This is a genomic window from Mesorhizobium silamurunense, from assembly GCF_014843905.1.
Lineage (GTDB): Bacteria > Pseudomonadota > Alphaproteobacteria > Rhizobiales > Rhizobiaceae > Mesorhizobium > Mesorhizobium silamurunense.
The window spans coordinates 33,505-49,950 of record NZ_LPVS01000012.1 but is presented as its reverse complement, the minus strand read 5'-3'; the positions used below and the strand labels follow the sequence as shown (position 1 = coordinate 49,950).

Below are 16,446 nucleotides of genomic sequence, written 5' to 3'. Positions count from 1 at the left end.
GATCCGCTTCATCACGCCCGTGCCATGTCGGGGTAGGCTTCGATGGCTGCGAGCGCATCGTCGACCAGTCTCGTACCGGCCTCGGCGAGTTTCCGGTATGTCTCGAAGCCGAACCGGTGGACATCGCGCAGGGTCTTCGACAGAACCACCAACCGCCCGGACGTGAACAGTACCCGCCCGAAGCCCTCATGGCTCATCTCCATCATCGGCGATGCCATGAGGCTGGAGCGCTCCTCGATCGCAAGCCCGACGGCAGTGTAAAACATGTCGAGCCTCCACAGCACGTCCGGATCGGGATCGCCGATGATCGGGATTGCACGGCGCTGTTCTTTGGTGATGATGAAGTCGGCCAGCAGCTCGGCGGCAGCTTTGCCTTCCCATGACCCGTAGGAATCCTGAGCACGGATCAGCCGCACGAGGCATTTGACGAACGGGGTGGCAAGGGCCGCCTCGTCCTCGGCGACAACAGTGCTAGCCGCGGCATCTGACATTTCGCCTTCTCCTCAATTTCAGTCCTCGTCCTCGAAGGACGGTTTCTTCTCGGCGACGCCTGCCTCCGCCAGCACCTTGCGCAGCCAAGGGGGAGGACACGTCCTGAGCATCATCTGCGTGCGCAACAGCACCTCTTGGATGCTTTGGGGCTGCGGCACCTTGATCGGATGGATTTTCGCCGAAACAACCTTGGCCGCCGAAGGTCCGCCGATCGCCAGACAAAACAGCAGATGGCAGCCCTTCAGCGCCTCCACCTTCGGCGTGATGCGGTCATCGCCCTCGGTCCGATGCTTCCCGCTCTCATCGGAAACGTCATCGAAGGCCACGGCTTCCACGAGATGCCACTCCTCGCGCGTCACGTCGTAGACAGCAAAGCGCTTGGCCGACCCGAAATGGGCGTTGAGGTCCTTCATATCTTGCGTGGCGATGGCTACGCGCAATGCGCCTGCTCGTCGTTCTGGCATCGGTGCGTGAACCTCGTCAGTGACGAGTGAGAGGCGACGAACGGGGCCCATCTGGCGTTTCTCGCTTGCGGAGGGGATCAAGTTCTTCAGGTGTCGGTGCCTGCCGGTAAGCCTGGAAAATGTTGGCAACCTCGAAGACCAGGTCGCGGGTGCCCTGATAGAGGATTGTGAGCTTGTGCTGGCTGCCAAGCCGGTCGAAGATCGGGAAGCCGACGCGCATGAGCGGAATGCCAAGGCGCTGCGCCGCTTGGCGGCCGTGGGAATGAGTGACGAGAAGATCGGCGCTCGCCGCAAGAGTCTCCAGATCGCCGAGATCACCGATCTGAACCGACTCCGCCGGTACTTTTTCCAGAATTTTCGACATATCGGTCGTGGCGACGGCCGCCGCGATTTCGGAGCCCATGCCGACGAAGAACGTCGCGAGTTGGTAGAGTTGGTCTGGTTCAGCAGCAATCGCAATTTTCTTGCCTCCGAAATGAAAATGTCCGTCGAGCAACGCATCCTGCAATTGCGCCCTGCGACGGCGCACCCCGGCCGGCACCGACGCACCCGAAATCGCGGACAGCAGCGAGACGAACCGATCGGCGCTCTTCAATCCGGTCAGCGACCGGAACAGGACGTAAGGCACGCCGGTCACCTTGTGCAGCACCTCGGCCGGGCAGCGCATATGCTCGCCGATGACGATGCATTGTTCGGCCGTGCCAAGCTCGCGGATATCCTCGACGCTGGTGCCGCCATAGGTGGTCGTGACCCAGCGATCGGGCACCGTACCGTCGAGCGAGCCGGAGACGTCCGGCAAAATCACCGGCTTGAGCCCAAAGCTTTCAACCATCTCACGCAAATGCTCGATGTCAGCCACAGTGAGGTTCCAGCCGGGCAGGATTGCGATCTTCTTCGGCTGCCGCGCCTGTTCGCCGGGCCGTGTAATGCCTTCGATCATCGCGGTGACAGCTTTGGCCCAACCGTCTTCGATCGCGCCGTCGAAATCCGGCGTGTTGGCCAGCACGACCTCCGTACCCGCGATTTCTTCCGCGCGCTTCAGCCTGATGTCGGCGATGTCTCCTGCGCAATCTTCGCCGCGGGTTTCCACCAGCGCCGTCGTGCAGACCCCGATCAGCTTTGGCTTTGTGCGGGTCTTGAGGTTGAGGATCGCCTCTTCCAGATTGTCGGCCCCGCCGAGGATCGTCGCAACCTCGTCCATCGCCGTTGTCTGCAGGGGGATCGCTTCCTTGAAATGCCGCACGAAGAGCACGAGCGCGAAGCTGGTGCAGCCTTGGCTGCCGTGGAACAGCGGCATCGCACCGTCGACCCCAAGAAAGGCGAAGGCAGCGCCCAGCGGTTGCGAGGATTTCAGCGGATTGACCGCCGATGATTTGGTCTGGGGAAGGATGCGCGCCATCGGCTTTCCTCAACACTCGCCGAAGTCGTCGGCCGTCATGCCGGCGAATTTCTTCAAAGCGTGCACGGTTGCCGTCTTGCTCGGTGTGCTCGGCAGTTCGTCCTTCAGATCAGGCTGGCAATCCCACGGTGCCGGCTCCCGCACCTGGCGCCAGATCGGGTTATGAATGGCGAGGTCGATTTGGCGCACGAGTTCCACCATGCCGTCATAGCCGGCATAAGGGTGTTGGCGTTCCTGGTTGATGTCGAGCCAGGGTGTCTTGGCCTTCAGCGCGATGAATTGCGTGCGCCCGCCCGACAGCATGATGTCGGCCTTGTGTTCTGAGAGCATGGCGTAAAGCTCGCGCGGTGCCATCTGCTCGAACATGTGGTTGTCGTCCTTGAGGAGCTGTTTGACGCGCTCCTTGTCTTCGACTGTGGATTTCTTCACCGAGGTACCGACGATCTGCATGCCGATCTCCATCAGCGCATGGACGACCGACCATGACTTGACACCGCCTGTGTTGAGCAGCACGCGCTTGCCTTGAAGCCGCCGCCGGTAGGACTCGAGCTTCTTCCACGCAATCGCCTCCTCCTGTGCGATCAGCGTCTCTGTGCGGCCGAGGATGTCCGGATCGGCGCCCTTCCTCACCAGCAGCTGAGCAATTCTGCGGAGGGCTTCCGAGGTGTCGGTGATGCCGTAGAAGGAGCCCTCGAAGAACGGGATGTCCCAGCGCTCCTCCATCTTGCGGGCCAGATTGATAAGCGCGGTCGAGCACACGATCATAGCCGCCCGGGAGCGGTGCGCGGAAGCAACGTCGAGGTAGCGCGCGTCGCCCGGGATGCAGGCGCGCACCCGGATCCCGAGCCGGTCAAGGAGCGGCTTCACCAGCCAGAACTCGCCGGAGAGGTTGAATTCGCCAAGGATGTTGATGTCGTACGGCCCGGCGTCGTCGGGTTCCACCGTGCCGATGACATGGTCGAGCAACGCCTCGGCGGCGAGCTTGTTGCCGAGGTTCTTGGAGCCGGCCAAGCCAGGCGAATTGACCGGCACCACGGCCAAGCCGAATTTTTCGGCCGCGCGCTTGCAGACTGCCTCGATGTCGTCGCCGATCAGCGCCGTCACGCAGGTCGAATAGACGAAGATCGCTGGCGGCGCATATGCTTCCTTGATCTCGCGGATCGCCTTGAAAAGCTTCCGCTCGCCCTGCCCCATCACCACGTCGAGTTCGGTGAGATCGGTGGTGAAGCTTGTGCGCCACAGCGTTGCCCCGGACGAAGCCGCGCCGCGGTTGTCCCAGGAATTGCCCTCGCAGGCGAGCGGCGCATGGACCAGGTGCGCGACGTCGGTGATCGGCTGCAGCACGATCTTGGCGCCGTCAAAGGCGCAGCCGCCGGCCGCCGCCCCCGGCGTCAGCGGCTTCGAACAGCCCTCTTTGCGCGCCTTGGCATCCTTGCCGCGGTTCTTGTCGCAGGCAGGCTCGTCGAAAACGTCCTGGATCTTGGCACTGAGCGAGGTCATTGCGTCAGTCTCCAAAGTCCATTCGGGCAATGAACAGCCTGGGCTAAAAGCCGGCTGTGTCTTTTAGCGGGTGAGGTCATAAGAATAGTCCGTCACGCCCGTCTGGCTTGTCTCGCGATCGAGCTTGTCGAAGATCTTGTCGAGGATCGTCGTCAGCACGCGCAGCCCGCCTTGGTAGCCCATGAGCGCAAAGCGATGGTGATGGTGCCGGTCGAAGATCGGAAACATCAGCCGGATCAGCGGCGTGCCGGTGTCGCGCTCCAGATACTTGCCATAGGAATTGCCGATCAGCAGGTCCACCGGCTCGGTGAAGAGCAGCGAGCGCATCGCCCACAGGTCCTTGCCCGCCCAGACCTGAGCATCCTTTCCGAAGGGCGAGGATGCAAGCAGTTCCTTCATCTGAGTTTCCCATGCCGAGCTGCCGTTGGTGGCGAGGCAATGGGTCGGCTCGCCGCCGGTCTCCATGACGAAGCGGGCCATGGCGTAGACGAAGTCCGGATCCCCATAGATCGCGTATTTCTTGCCATGCAGCCAGGACTGGCTGTCCGCCATGGCGTCAATCAGTCGGCCGCGCTCCAGGCGGATTGTCTCGGGGATTTCCTTGCCGGAGATCGCCGAGACCTTCATCAGGAATTCGTCGGTCGCCTGGACGCCGAGCGGGTAATGGAACGAGGCCGTCGCCTGCCCGACTTGGTCGCAATATTCCAGCGTTTTTCGGGTGTTGTAATGCTGGAGCGAAAGTGTCGCCTCGGCATTGAGTGCCTTCTTCACGTCTTCGATCTTCGTGCCGCCGTCATACATGCGGTATTCGCCGTCCGACGGCGTGTCGAACTGGTCAGAGGCATCCTGGATGAAGGTGTAGGACACGCTCATCAGATCGAGCAGGCGTTTGAGTTCCCGGTTGTTGCCAACGCAGAAGCCGTCGAAACCCGGAATGATGTTGATGGTTCCCCCGGCTTCCGTGCGCTCCTGGCCTTTCCAGAAGTGCTCCAAAATTCCTTTGACCATGCCGTCATAGCCGTCGACATGGCTGCCGACGAAGGCCGGCGTGTGGGCAAAGGGCACGTCGAAGTCGCGCGGGACCGAATTTTCGTCCTTGGCGTTCTCGATGAAGCTGTGCAGGTCGTCGCCAATGACCTCCGCCATACAGGTGGTCGAGACAGCAATCATCTTCGGGTCGTAGAGTTGGTACGTGTTGGCGAGCCCATCGACCATGTTCTTCAGGCCGCCAAATACTGCCGCATCCTCGGTCATCGAGGAGGAAACCGCCGAAGCAGGCTCCTTGAAATGGCGCGATAGGTGCGAGCGGTAATAGGCCACGCAGCCCTGGCTGCCGTGGACGAAGGACATGGTTCGCTCGAAGCCCGCGGCAGCAAAGACCGCGCCGAGAGGCTGGCAGGCCTTGGCAGGGTTCACGACGAGCGCTTCGCGGGCGAGGTTCTTTTCGCGGTATTGCCACGTTTTGGTGAATTCGCGTTGGTCGGTAACGACCTGATCCGGGTGCGGACATTCGAAATTCAGCTTCTTCTCGGCAAGCATCTGCCTGTATTCCGGCTCACGGAACAGGGGGGCGTGGTCGAGAACTTTGTCAGCCGACTGCGGCATGGGTGGTTACCTCTTTCATCTGGGCGCCATACGGCAGCTGAGGGACGTCGAGACGTTTCAGGTCTCCCGCGGATCACGCGGCCACGGGCGTTCGTCGTCTCCCTGGGGAGACTAGGCTAAAGTCAGGTGTTTACTCGGCAGCCATCGCTCGCCCACGGCTCGGGCTTGTTTTCCAGGGGGCCTGGTATAGGCCCCAGACCGGATTGTTGATGGCAAGGTCCACGTCGCGGGCGAAAATGGCAAAGCCGTCATAGCCGTGATACGGTCCTGAATAATCCCAGGAGTGCATCTGACGGAACGGTATGCCCATCTTCTGCACCGGGTATTTTTCCTTGATGCCCGAGCCGACGAGATTAGGGCGAACCCCCTCGATGAACTTCTCCAACTCGTAACCGGTCACGTCATCATAGATCAGCGTGCCATTCTTCACGTAATGGCCGGTGCGCTGATAGTCGTCATTGTGGGCAAACTCATAACCGGTGCCGACGATCACCATGCCGAGATCCTCGTAGGCGGTGATGACGTGACGGGGGCGCAGGCCGCCGACATAGAGCATCACGGTATTGCCTTCGAGGCGCGGCCGATACTTGGTAATGACTGCATCAACGAGCGGTCTGTACTTTGCGATGACCTTCTCAGTCTTCTCCTCGATTTCGGGCCCAAAATGCTTGGCTATCTTGCGCAGAGAGGCTTCGATCTGGGAGGGGCCGAAGAAATTGTACTCCATCCAGGCGACGCCATACTTTTCCTCCATGTGCCGGCAGATGTAGTTCATCGACCTGTAGCAATGGATGAGATTGAGCTTGGCCTTCGGCGCGCGCTCTATCTCGGCGAGTGTCGCGTCGCCCGACCAGTTGCCGACCACGCGCAGCCCTATCTCCTCGAGCAGGATGCGCGAGGCCCAGGCGTCGCCGCCGATATTGTAGTCGCCGATCACGTTGACGTCGTACGGGCCGGCCTCGAACTCCACGTCCTTCTTCTCGAAGACCCAGTCGCGGATCGAGTCATTGGCGATGTGATGGCCGAGTGATTGCGAGACGCCACGGAAACCCTCGCAGCGCACCGGCACGATCGTTTTTTCGTGCTCCTTGGCCTTGTTACGGGAAACTGCTTCGGTGTCGTCGCCAATCAGGCCGATCGGGCATTCGGATTGCACGGTGATGCCATTGTTCAGCGGAAACAGTTCCTCAATCTCGTCGATGATCTGTTCCAGCTTCTTGTCGCCGCCGAAAACAATGTCCTTCTCCTGGAAATCGGAGGTGAACTGCATTGTCCCGAACGTGTCGATGCCCGTCGTACCGACGTAGTAGTTTCGGCGCTGCGACCAGGAATATTGCCCGCAGCCAACCGGGCCGTGCGAGATATGGACCATATCCTTGACTGGACCCCACACCACGCCTTTTGAGCCGGCATAGGCGCAGCCGCGAATCGTCATCACGCCCGGAATGGACTTGATGTTCGATTTGACGTCGCATTCGGAAAGGACCTCGCCTTCCTCGCCAGCCTCGTTCCCGCTCTTTGCGACGCTGAGGTGCTTTTTGCGGCGCTTCGCCGCCTTGTCGGGATATTGCGACAGCACCTCCTCGATAAGCTTCGCATGGAGAGCACCGTCATTCTCGTATTCCAGGCTCATGGGACCCCTTTCAAGGTTCGGGATGACGCCTCACCGACGAGGCGCCGTTCTTTGAAAGGCGCGCCAGGTCAAGGCCGCGCCTCATGTCGGCAGCGGTCGTTACTGTGCGGCCGCCTTCGCCGCTTCCTTGGCCTGAAGCTCGGCAAGCATCTGCTCGTCGGTCTTCATGATGCCGAAGTCGAGCAGCATGTCCTCGAGCTCCTCCATGGTGATCGGGGTCGGGATGGTGCCCTGGCCCGAATTGGCATGGATCTTCTCGGCCAGCGCCCGGTATTCCCCCGCCTGCTTGGAGTCCGGCGCATACTGGATCACTGACATCTTCCTCAGTTCGGCGTGCTGGACGATGTTGTCGCGCGGCACGAAGTGGATGAGTTTGGAATTGAGCTTGGCAGCCAATGCTTCGGCGAGGTCGAGCTCGCGGTCGGTTTGGCGCTCGTTGCAGATCAGGCCGCCGAGCCGCACGCCACCCGAATGAGCATATTTCAGGATGCCCTTGGCGATGTTGTTGGCGGCATAGAGCGCCATCATCTCCCCGGACATGACAATGTAGATTTCCTGGGCCTTGCCCTCGCGGATCGGCATCGCGAAGCCGCCACACACCACGTCCCCGAGCACGTCGTAGGAGACATAATCGACATCGTCATAAGCGCCGTTCTCCTCGAGGAAGTTGATCGAAGTGATGACGCCGCGGCCGGCGCAGCCGACACCCGGCTCGGGGCCGCCGGATTCCACGCACTTGATGCCTTTATAGCCGACCTTGAGCACGTCCTGGAGTTCGAGGTCTTCGACCGAACCTTCCTGTGCCGCGAGGTGCAGGACGGTATCCTGCGCTTTCGAGTTCAGGATCAGGCGGGTGGAGTCGGCTTTGGGATCGCAGCCGACGATGAGGATCCTCTGCCCGAGGTCGACAAGGGCGGCGAGGGTATTCTGGGAGGTGGTGGACTTGCCGATGCCGCCCTTGCCGTAAAAGGCGATCTGACGCAGACCTGACATGTAGCTTTCCTTCCTTCGTTCCGTCATCGCGGCTGCCCGCGACATGAATGCCGGTCGGCAGCTCTCGCCGCCTCGTACCAAAGGGTTTCAAGACTCGTGCCAACTTGGCCAATCGGGTCGTAGAAAAATTTCGTGGTTGCTTTTCAGCGATTTAGCTTGAGGCCAAACAAGCGATTGTCGGAACAAACCGTGTAGCGGACCCGACAAAGGCGACAGAAAGTGTCGGTTGGCGATCCTTGAGACACTGAGTCGGAGAGCTGGGGGCCTGTTGGAGCAGAGGCGATTTGACGACCCTTCGCGACAAGACTTCGCGGTTATTCTTGGACGCGCCGGCTCATCCGATAATGCTCAGCCATCAGGAATGTCACGTAGCTGCGGATCAGGTTACAATAGAGGCGCCCTTCATCGACATTGATCGTGATGCCGCTCTTAAGGTCAACGCCATGCCTGACCCCGCCGCCTGTCGGTGACGAAAGATAGCCGTGTAGTGTAGTGAGCCAGGCAAGAACCTGCTCGATCGTTTGTCCCTTCTTCTTGGTCCGGAGTTCCTGCGCGATCTTGTTGAAGTACTTTTCTTCGATCGTGGTACTGCCGGTGCTAAGGCTTTTGAAAGCCGTTACAACCGATTCCATCAGCCACAGAATTTCCTGGACGGCCTGCCGGGAATGCCCTTCGGCGAGCAGCCTCTCGGATGGCCGGAGAGATTGTTGCACAATGTCCTGCGCCTGTTCATCGAGCGACTGATAGCGCTCGGGTACAGCGATTGGTTGATGAAGGCCGACGGCGATCAGTTCTGGCGGTCTGATCTCGTATCCGATGCCGTGCTCACTTAGAATGCGGTTCATGCGGCCGACATCAGGGACCGCAATGTCGTCGCTGCGCAGCGCCTCACACCCCTCGTAAGAGGCTTCGATGAATAGCGGCGCATTCTCTGCTGTCTGCCACATGAAAGTGTTCAGGTCGGATTCTGCCCAGCTCTCAGAAGAGCTGCTGCCCGATGCCCCGAAATATCCCTTGAAATGTTCGAGCATACGCCAGCGGTTTCCTTAGGCCACGACTTTGCCGATGAGAGTGTCGAACTCACGCACCGCTTCCGGCGGCATAGGACCGGGTGTGTCGAAGCGCCAGGAAGCCTTCATTTTCATTTGTTCGTTTCTCCTTCAGCTGAATAGCTTTTCGAGCTCTCCCCTGTGAGCCTTATGCTTCTCAGGATTCTCAACGCTGAGTTTGTTCAGGTTCAGCAGCTTCCAGCGTACCGCCGGGAGGGATGCTGCCTGCGGTAGACCGATCGCCTCGAAATCCGGCTCCCCCTCATGCAGGCTGGTCAGAAACCTGCGCGTATCGGCATCCATCCGCTTCCGTAAGTCTGCGAACAGCCGGTGTCTTGTCTCAGCGAGCTCTTCGAGAGTGACCGGTACCGTCGTCATGCCGACGAACTCACGAGCAAACGGTTCATCCAGTTTGCTCAGGCCCGGTGAAAGCAGCTCGTGCGCTGGTCGTGGGGAGCTGGCTACATAGACCAGAAACGTCCGGAACAGCGCGTCGGTGAAGCCCTCGTTCTCGTAAAGTAGTTTTACGTCAAACAGATCGCGCGGATGCTGGCGATCGACGGCAGCATGAAGCTTGCCGCCGAACAGGTCCTCAAACGATACGACCTGGATGGATGCATATCCGAATTCATCTTCTACGGCCGCTGACACTTCGCGGCGTTCTGGATCATGCACAACCCCGCGCGTGACAGGCGAGGTCTCGATCTTGACTTCGGCGCCGTCGAGCCGTGCCTTGATACGCGTGGCGCCGCCGCCGCCGCCCTCTATCCGGCGGGCATCGAGTCGCGGGATGCCGCGGCTGGCGGCGGCGACAATCCGGTCGAGGGTTTCGTCAATGTCCGCCAGACTTTCCGCGCGATCCCGCACCGGCAGGTATGTCAGATCGATATCGACCGAGAGGCGCGGCATGTCGCGGTAGAAGAGATTGATAGCGGTCCCGCCCTTCAGCGCAAAGACTTCCTCATCTGCGATGAAGGGAAGCAGGCGCACCAGCAGAGCAACTTGCGCGGCATAGGCGTCACGGGCCATCGGCAGCTCCTTTTGGCGTTTCGGCAAACTCCGGTGGGACCATGATGCGATAGCGGGGATGTATCCTTCCCCCTTTCACAAGGGCGCGGTCCCCTGTTCCCAAATTGAAATCGTCAGCATTGAGACGCTCGCGCCAGGCATGTTTGTGGCGGTCGGCGAACACGAAGAACAGGCGTTTCACCTTGATGCTGCTGCAGCTCTGCAGCAAGGCGGCGAGGCGGCGGGGACTCAGCGTGGTGAGTCCCTCAAACACCATATCGAGATTGTGGAAGCTTTCGTTGGCAGGTAGTTCTTCGAGCGCTTCCAGGATCGCGCGTTCGGGCGAGGACAGGCGGAGCGCCCAGCCCCAGGGCAGCGTTGCAGTGCTGGCGGATTTGTTGTCGGCAAGGCCGAGGGCCGATTCGCTGAACAGTGAGAGATTGCGTGTTGTGAGCGGCGCGTCCAGTTGAAGGCGCTGCAGCCAGGTGGGTATGTCGTTGCCGTAGAGCCAGACCGGGGCGGGGCTGCCGAGCGGAAGATAATGGCGGTAGCCCTGTAGGCCGAGGGCCGTGGTGCCGCCAGCGTGCACCTTGTAGTTCATGATGTGCTGGAGAGAGAGCAGACAGGTCGGCCAGTCGAGCGGAACCGGCTGCGGTGCCGGGCGGCGGAAAACACCGCGCGCGAGGCGCTGCAGCCAGCCGCTTTCTATATATTTGCGCGTCAGGAAACGGCTGACGCCTTGGGCCTCCAGCCAGTGCGCATCCACGATAAAGCCAGCCGGGACGGCCTTCAGAACGTTCTTTAGCTTATCTTCGCGCGGTGCACTCATGGTACACATTATAGCCAATAGTTAAAGCGCCTGCCAAGCCCCCTTTAAATGAACCTGATTATGGGTACCTATAGAACACCAAATTGATGGATATCAAAGAGACGCCGCTCGCCATTCCAAACCGAAAGATGCCTGTGTAATGCCTGTCGTTAGATCGCAGCAGAACGATGGCCGCCCTCGTGTGAGAAGTATAAGATTTCCCATAGTAATTTGCGGACGCCTTTCATTGATTTTGAAATCATGTCGCTCATCGAAATCCACTATGCTGAACCATGATTCTGAATTTCAGCGAATAGAAGTCCAAAGGTCGCCGGGAGGCATTCTTTGTCGGGGGTGGTTCATGCGCGTAACGGAGCATTGAAAATACATGCCGCAACAGCCTCTGGCGCTGGGGCACGCAGTCACACATCACCGCCATGGGATCGCTGCACCGCAGCTTGGCCATGGCGGTCCTGGAAAAGATCGGCATCTGTCGCCAACGGAGGCGAAACGCCATCTCACCAGGCGACCGGAGACCGTTCCTGCTAGTCTCCTTGACCGACTGTCAATCGGCCCGGAATGGGGACCCTGGATCGGCGCGCAAAGGGGCCCCCTTCATTGATCCGGGACGGTGAGCGCTCGCCGGGCGAAGCTGGTCAGGGTTGCGCAGCCCGAGCGAGCGCGGTTGGGCTTGGTGACGGCCCGATCATCAGCGCAGTTCTTGAAGCGCCAGAGCGCAGGTGAAGAAGATCAGGAGTCGAAAATGAGCAAGGCAGGATCGAGGATTTTGCAGGGCGCTCGGGAAGCTCTTGGCATATGCCAGGGGCGACGCCCAAACTGAAGAATATGGCATTCATATCCCTGCAACGGTCGATGTGCGTCCCATCCGCCGGAAATTGGGATTGTCGCAGACGGAATTCGCAGCCCGCTACGGTTTTTCCTTCGGTCGTGTTCGTGATTGGGAACAGGGCCGCTCGAATATCGACGCGCCGTCTCGCATCCTTCTCACTGTCATTGAGAAAGAACCCGAAGCCGTGGAACGCGCATTGTCGGCGGCCTAAAAAGAGCCATTGGAGAAACGCTACTTGGCTGCGCGGCTTAGAGGTACCTGTCCTCGACGATTCCTTTTCGGAGCATCATTCCCGGCTAGTCCTTTTATCCGGCGATACGTGCAGATGAGCCACTCATAGCCCGGACGAAATGCGCCAAGCTGGCCGCCGCTCGTCACAATGCGCACCGCCTCATATAGACGATGCTGATATTTTTTCTTCAACGATTGGTCTCAATGCGAAAGGGCTAGGCCGATCGTTGCCTGGCCGAGCGCCAGACCGCCGTCGTTTGCGGGAACGCTTGCGTGCGCCAGCCCCTCCAATCCTGCAACTGTGAGCTCGGCGAGTACGCCTTTGAGCAGCAGTCGATTCTGGAAAGCGCCGCCGGACAGTGCGACCGTGCCGACGCCGTTTTCCTTAGTGAGTCCGATGGCCTTCCGCGAGATGATCTCTATCAGCGTCCTGTGGAAGCGCGCGGCAATCAGCCCGGTTTTGACGCCCGAAGCCTGATCGCGAAGAAGCCCTTCCCAAAGACCTTTCCAAGAGATAGCCGGCCCCTTCGGCGAGGTTTCTGGCCAAGCCTCGGCCGCATCCATGAACGGGCTGGCGAGCGCCTCCATCTCCATGCCGGCTTGCCCCTCGTAGCTCTGGTACTCGAAACAGATGCCGAGGACTGCCGCGCAGGCATCGAAAAGGCGCCCCGCCGAGGAAGCAAGCGGAGCATTGACGCCCCTCTCGATCATCCGGTCCAGCACGCCAAGCGGCTTTTCGGCCAAGGCGCGGACGAAGGGCCGATCGGCAGGAAGCTTGGCCAGGAAATCCGGACCGAAAGCCGCCCGCAGATGCGCATAGGCATTGCGCCACGGCTCGACGCTGGCCTTGTCGCCGCCGGGCATGGCGACCGGCTCGAAGTATGCCAGCCTCCGGAACCCTCGATAGCCGCCGAGCAGGAACTCGCCGCCCCAGATCGTGCCGTCATCGCCGTATCCGAGACCGTCGAGGATAATGCCGAGCACCGGCGGTGCGTCGATTGCGCGGCCGTGCTGGGCAAGGCACGAGGCGAGATGCGCGTGATGGTGCTGGACCTGCACAAACCTCGCCGCGGTCTCACGGGCAAGCTCCATGGCAAGCCGGGTCGAACGGTAGCCCGGATGCCGGTCGGCCACAATGAGGTCCGGCTTCGTGTCGAACAGGCTTCGATACAGTCCCAACGCCTGCCCCCACGCGTCCTGGTTCTTCAGCTCGTCGAGGTCGCCAAGATGCTGCGACAGCAGCGCCTTGCCGTCGCCCGCCAGGCAGAACGCGGCCTTTAGGTCGCCGCCCGCAGCCAGCGCCCTGACCGGGCCATGGAAGCCCGCCGGCAGCGCCAGCGGCTCCGGCGCGAAACCACGCGCGCGCCGCAACACCGAAATGCCGTGGCCGTCGCGGCGCACCACGCTGTCGTCGAGCCGGTTGACAATCTCGCGGTCGTGCATCAGCCAGAAGTCGGCGATCCCGGCAAGCTCCTGCCGCGCCTCGTCGTTGTCCGTGCATTGCGGCTCGCCCGAGCGATTGCCGGAGGTCATCACCACCGGACCGTCCAGCGCCCGCAGCAAGAGATGATGCAGCGGCGTGTAGGGCAGCATGAAACCGAGCCGCTCGTGCTCCGGCGCCACGCCCGCCGCAACGCCGCAGCTGTCACGGCGCTTCACCAGCACGATCGGCGCCGCTCGGGCGGCAAGCGCCGCGCGCTCCTCGCCCGACAGCTCCGCGAATTCGGCAAGCTGCTCCAAGTCGCGCGCCATCAGCGCGAGCGGCTTGCCGTCGCGTTTCTTGCGGGCGCGCAGCTGCGCCACAGCCGCTTCGTCCGTCGCATCGCAGGCGAGGTGGAACCCGCCGATGCCCTTGATCGCGACGATCCGCCCTTCTTCGATCAGCGCCGCCGCTTCCCGGATCACTGCCTGCGGGCCGCCGCCGACCACGACGCGGTCCGGATCTTCCAACCAGACGCGCGGGCCGCAGGCCGGGCAGGCGATCGGCTGGGCGTGAAAGCGGCGGTCGGCCGGATTTTCGTACTCGGCCCGGCATTCCTCGCATATCGAAAATCGTGCCATAGCGGTCGAGCGGCGGTCATAGGGGATAGCGTTGACGATCGACAGCCGCGGCCCGCAATGCGTGCAATTGGCGAAAGGGTAGAAATAGCGCCGGTCCTTGGGGTCGAGCACTTCCGCAAGACATTGCGGGCAGCAGGCGGCGTCGGCAACGATGCCGGTCTTCACCTGCCCGCCCGCACTCGCCGCAATAGCGAAGCCGCCCGCCGGCCGCGGCCCTTCAAGCATCGCCGCCTCGATCCCGTCGATCCGCGCCAGCGGCGGGCATTGCGCCTTTAGCCTGTCCGCGAAGGTCTCGAACTCGGCATCGCTGCACCACAGCGCGATCTCCACGCCTGCAGCATCGTTGCGGACATGGCCCGATAGCCCCATAGCTGTTGCGATGCGCCACACTGTCGGCCGGAAGCCGACGCCTTGCACCAGCCCCGTCACCCGGACCAGGCATCCCTCCACTGCTGGCTCGCCGCGAAGCGCGCCCATCAGTGCACCGTGCATACCATGCACGGGACGTCGAAATCCTCGCTCAGGATGCGCCGCAGCGCCTCCAGCGAGCGGATTTCGTCGTCGACGATCAATATGCCCAGCAGGTCGCTCACGATGCCTTCCTCCTCCCCTCCCGGCCGGCCTGCCAGGCGACATCGCGGTGGCGGGCGATCGTCACTGGGGTGCGCGACTTCGGCACCTTGTGCACGAAATTATGCCGCGCGACGTGGTAGCTCGGATCGAAGCCGTAGAAATTGCGGCGCATCCGCGAAAGCTCCTCCTTGCGATAGGCCGAAAGCGGCTTGGCCGCCTCGTCGGCTGCGCGCTGCGCTTGTTTTTTGGCGAGCAACCGCGGAAACTCTGCGCTCCCGGCCAGCGCGGCAGCCGACGCCCTCACTTGCGCCATAAACAGCTCGCTTGCCCCCGCGAACACCCGGTTGGCCAGATTCAGACTTAGCGCCTGCTTCGCGCCCATCGGCAGGCGCGCCGCCGCGATCCGGCGGGCATTCTCAGGCCCGCAGCAGCTCGGCAGGAGATAGGTCCAGAACTCCGAGCCGTAGAGATTGCCCATGTCCTTGTAATGCGGGTTGAGGATGACGCTCGAGCGCATCCAGACCTGGTCGGTGCCGCGGGCGAGAAACACGCCGCCCGCTCCCGCGTTTCCGGCAAGCGCTGCTACGGTGATGTGGCTTGTCGTGCGGATGATCGCCTCGGCGAGGTCGTCGATGGCATTGATGTTGACCCAGGACTCGTCGGCCGGGCTGTCGACCGCCTCGATCCGGTTGAGGTCGAGCCCGTTGGACCAGAACTGCGGTCCTCCACACAGCACGATCGCCCTGGTCGGACGCTCCGTCGCTTTTGTATAAACGTCCAAAAGTCTTCGACAGGCGTCCTTTCCCATCGCGCCGTTATAGAAGGGGAAGTGCAGATAGCCGACCGCACCGTCTTCTTCGTAGATGATGTCCTGATACCCGCCCGGTGAATTGGGCGGGATCTCCGGCAGGCCTGCAACTTCCTTCGCGAAGACCATGGTCGCCGGCAGCTTGTACGGGTGTGAGGAATTGGGGTGCCGGACATGGCCGATCCACAACGCGCCGTCGACGGTGACGAGGGCGATCGCCGGCCCGCTTCTGGCAACGACCGCTCCCGGCTCCGGGAGCGATATCTTGCCCCGTTCACCCCGCGAGAGAGGCACGTCACCCCTTGGTTCACGTGCCTCTCGCGCGTCGAATAGGAAGACCGTTTCGCCGAAAAAATTGTCCCGGACGCCGGGCGCGCCGTCCGCTGCTGCGATATTCTTCAGCACCGTTTCGGTCGTGTCGGCAGCCCAATCGATCCGCCGGTTCGCCTGTTTGATCGCGTCCCGCCACCGGCCCAGGGGCGCAACAGATAGTTCTTCCGGGGCAATTGGCTTTTCGCCCTGCTCGAACCGCGCGATCGCTTCGAGCACCGCCGTCACCGCCGCGTCGGTCACCTCGTTACGATAGAGGCTCGATTTCGTCGCCTTTCGCATCGCGAAGGTGGCGCTCGCCCAGACCGGCCCGGCATCCATTTCGGCCGCCGCTTCCAGCACCGTGACACCCCACTGCGTCGCCCCGTCCATCATCGCCCAGTCCAGCGCGGAGGGGCCGCGGTCGCCGACGATGCCTGGGTGAATGATCATACAGCATTGATTCTCATAGACTTTTTTCGGGATTGCGCGCTTCAGGAAGGGGGCGATGACGAGGTCCGGCCGAAACAAATCTACCGCCTCGATGGTCCGCTCGTCGTTGACGTCCATCTCGACCGAGACCTCGTGTGCGTGCTCACCAAGCTCCACGAAAATCCTCTGACTCAAGGCGTTGAAGGCGGTGACGAGAAGCAGAATGCGCAT

13 protein-coding genes are annotated in these 16,446 nt (G+C 61.5%); 1 reads left to right on the top strand and 12 read right to left on the bottom strand.

The window, feature by feature from the left end; translation table 11 throughout:
- Nucleotides 1-11: 11 nt before the first annotated feature.
- The 10 genes from AU465_RS03090 to AU465_RS03045 form a co-directional block, all read right to left on the bottom strand.
- Nucleotides 12-491 carry a NifX-associated nitrogen fixation protein gene (locus tag AU465_RS03090; protein WP_192243926.1) on the bottom strand — a complete coding sequence of 160 codons (480 nt, stop codon included), beginning with the start codon at nt 489-491 and terminating at the stop codon, nt 12-14.
- 18 nt (nt 492-509) lie between these two features.
- Complete coding sequence (nifX, locus tag AU465_RS03085) at nt 510-1,007, bottom strand: nitrogen fixation protein NifX (protein WP_192243924.1); 498 nt, start codon at nt 1,005-1,007, stop codon at nt 510-512.
- Nucleotides 973-2,355: a nitrogenase iron-molybdenum cofactor biosynthesis protein NifN gene (gene nifN, locus AU465_RS03080; protein ID WP_192243922.1), complete on the bottom strand. Its 1,383-nt coding sequence runs from the start codon at nt 2,353-2,355 to the stop codon at nt 973-975. Before nifN ends, nifX begins: the two co-directional genes overlap by 35 nt.
- A gap of 9 nt (nt 2,356-2,364) precedes the next feature.
- Entirely contained in the window at nt 2,365-3,855 is a 1,491-nt protein-coding gene (gene nifE / locus AU465_RS03075) for a nitrogenase iron-molybdenum cofactor biosynthesis protein NifE (RefSeq protein WP_192243920.1), read from the bottom strand.
- Nucleotides 3,856-3,918: 63 nt separating this feature from the next.
- The gene (gene nifK / locus AU465_RS03070; RefSeq protein ID WP_192243918.1) at nt 3,919-5,460 is read right to left on the bottom strand and encodes a nitrogenase molybdenum-iron protein subunit beta; all 1,542 of its coding nucleotides are present in this window, start codon (nt 5,458-5,460) and stop codon (nt 3,919-3,921) included.
- 130 nt (nt 5,461-5,590) lie between these two features.
- Nucleotides 5,591-7,093 carry a nitrogenase molybdenum-iron protein alpha chain gene (nifD, locus tag AU465_RS03065; RefSeq protein ID WP_192243916.1) on the bottom strand — a complete coding sequence of 501 codons (1,503 nt, stop codon included), beginning with the start codon at nt 7,091-7,093 and terminating at the stop codon, nt 5,591-5,593.
- A 99-nt stretch (nt 7,094-7,192) separates the two neighbouring features.
- On the bottom strand, nt 7,193-8,086 hold the full coding sequence (nifH, locus tag AU465_RS03060; RefSeq protein WP_192243914.1) for a nitrogenase iron protein: 894 nt from the start codon (nt 8,084-8,086) through the stop codon (nt 7,193-7,195).
- A gap of 314 nt (nt 8,087-8,400) precedes the next feature.
- Complete coding sequence (locus AU465_RS03055; protein WP_246505823.1) at nt 8,401-9,117, bottom strand: hypothetical protein; 717 nt, start codon at nt 9,115-9,117, stop codon at nt 8,401-8,403.
- A 129-nt stretch (nt 9,118-9,246) separates the two neighbouring features.
- Nucleotides 9,247-10,164, bottom strand: a complete 918-nt coding sequence (locus AU465_RS03050) for a nucleotidyl transferase AbiEii/AbiGii toxin family protein (protein ID WP_192243912.1) — start codon at nt 10,162-10,164, stop codon at nt 9,247-9,249.
- On the bottom strand, nt 10,154-10,972 hold the full coding sequence (locus AU465_RS03045; RefSeq protein ID WP_192243910.1) for a type IV toxin-antitoxin system AbiEi family antitoxin domain-containing protein: 819 nt from the start codon (nt 10,970-10,972) through the stop codon (nt 10,154-10,156). Before AU465_RS03045 ends, AU465_RS03050 begins: the two co-directional genes overlap by 11 nt.
- Before the next feature lie 788 nt (nt 10,973-11,760).
- On the opposite strand from AU465_RS03045, the gene AU465_RS03040 reads away from it, so the two are divergent.
- Complete coding sequence (locus AU465_RS03040; protein ID WP_246505822.1) at nt 11,761-12,012, top strand: helix-turn-helix domain-containing protein; 252 nt, start codon at nt 11,761-11,763, stop codon at nt 12,010-12,012.
- Between the two features lie 221 nt (nt 12,013-12,233).
- On the opposite strand, the gene hypF is transcribed toward AU465_RS03040, so the two are convergent.
- Nucleotides 12,234-14,570 carry a carbamoyltransferase HypF gene (hypF, locus tag AU465_RS03035; RefSeq protein WP_192243908.1) on the bottom strand — a complete coding sequence of 779 codons (2,337 nt, stop codon included), beginning with the start codon at nt 14,568-14,570 and terminating at the stop codon, nt 12,234-12,236.
- Between the two features lie 112 nt (nt 14,571-14,682).
- Nucleotides 14,683-16,446 (bottom strand): enoyl-CoA hydratase-related protein, encoded by a 1,764-nt coding sequence (locus tag AU465_RS03030; RefSeq protein WP_192243906.1) that lies wholly within the window; start codon nt 16,444-16,446, stop codon nt 14,683-14,685.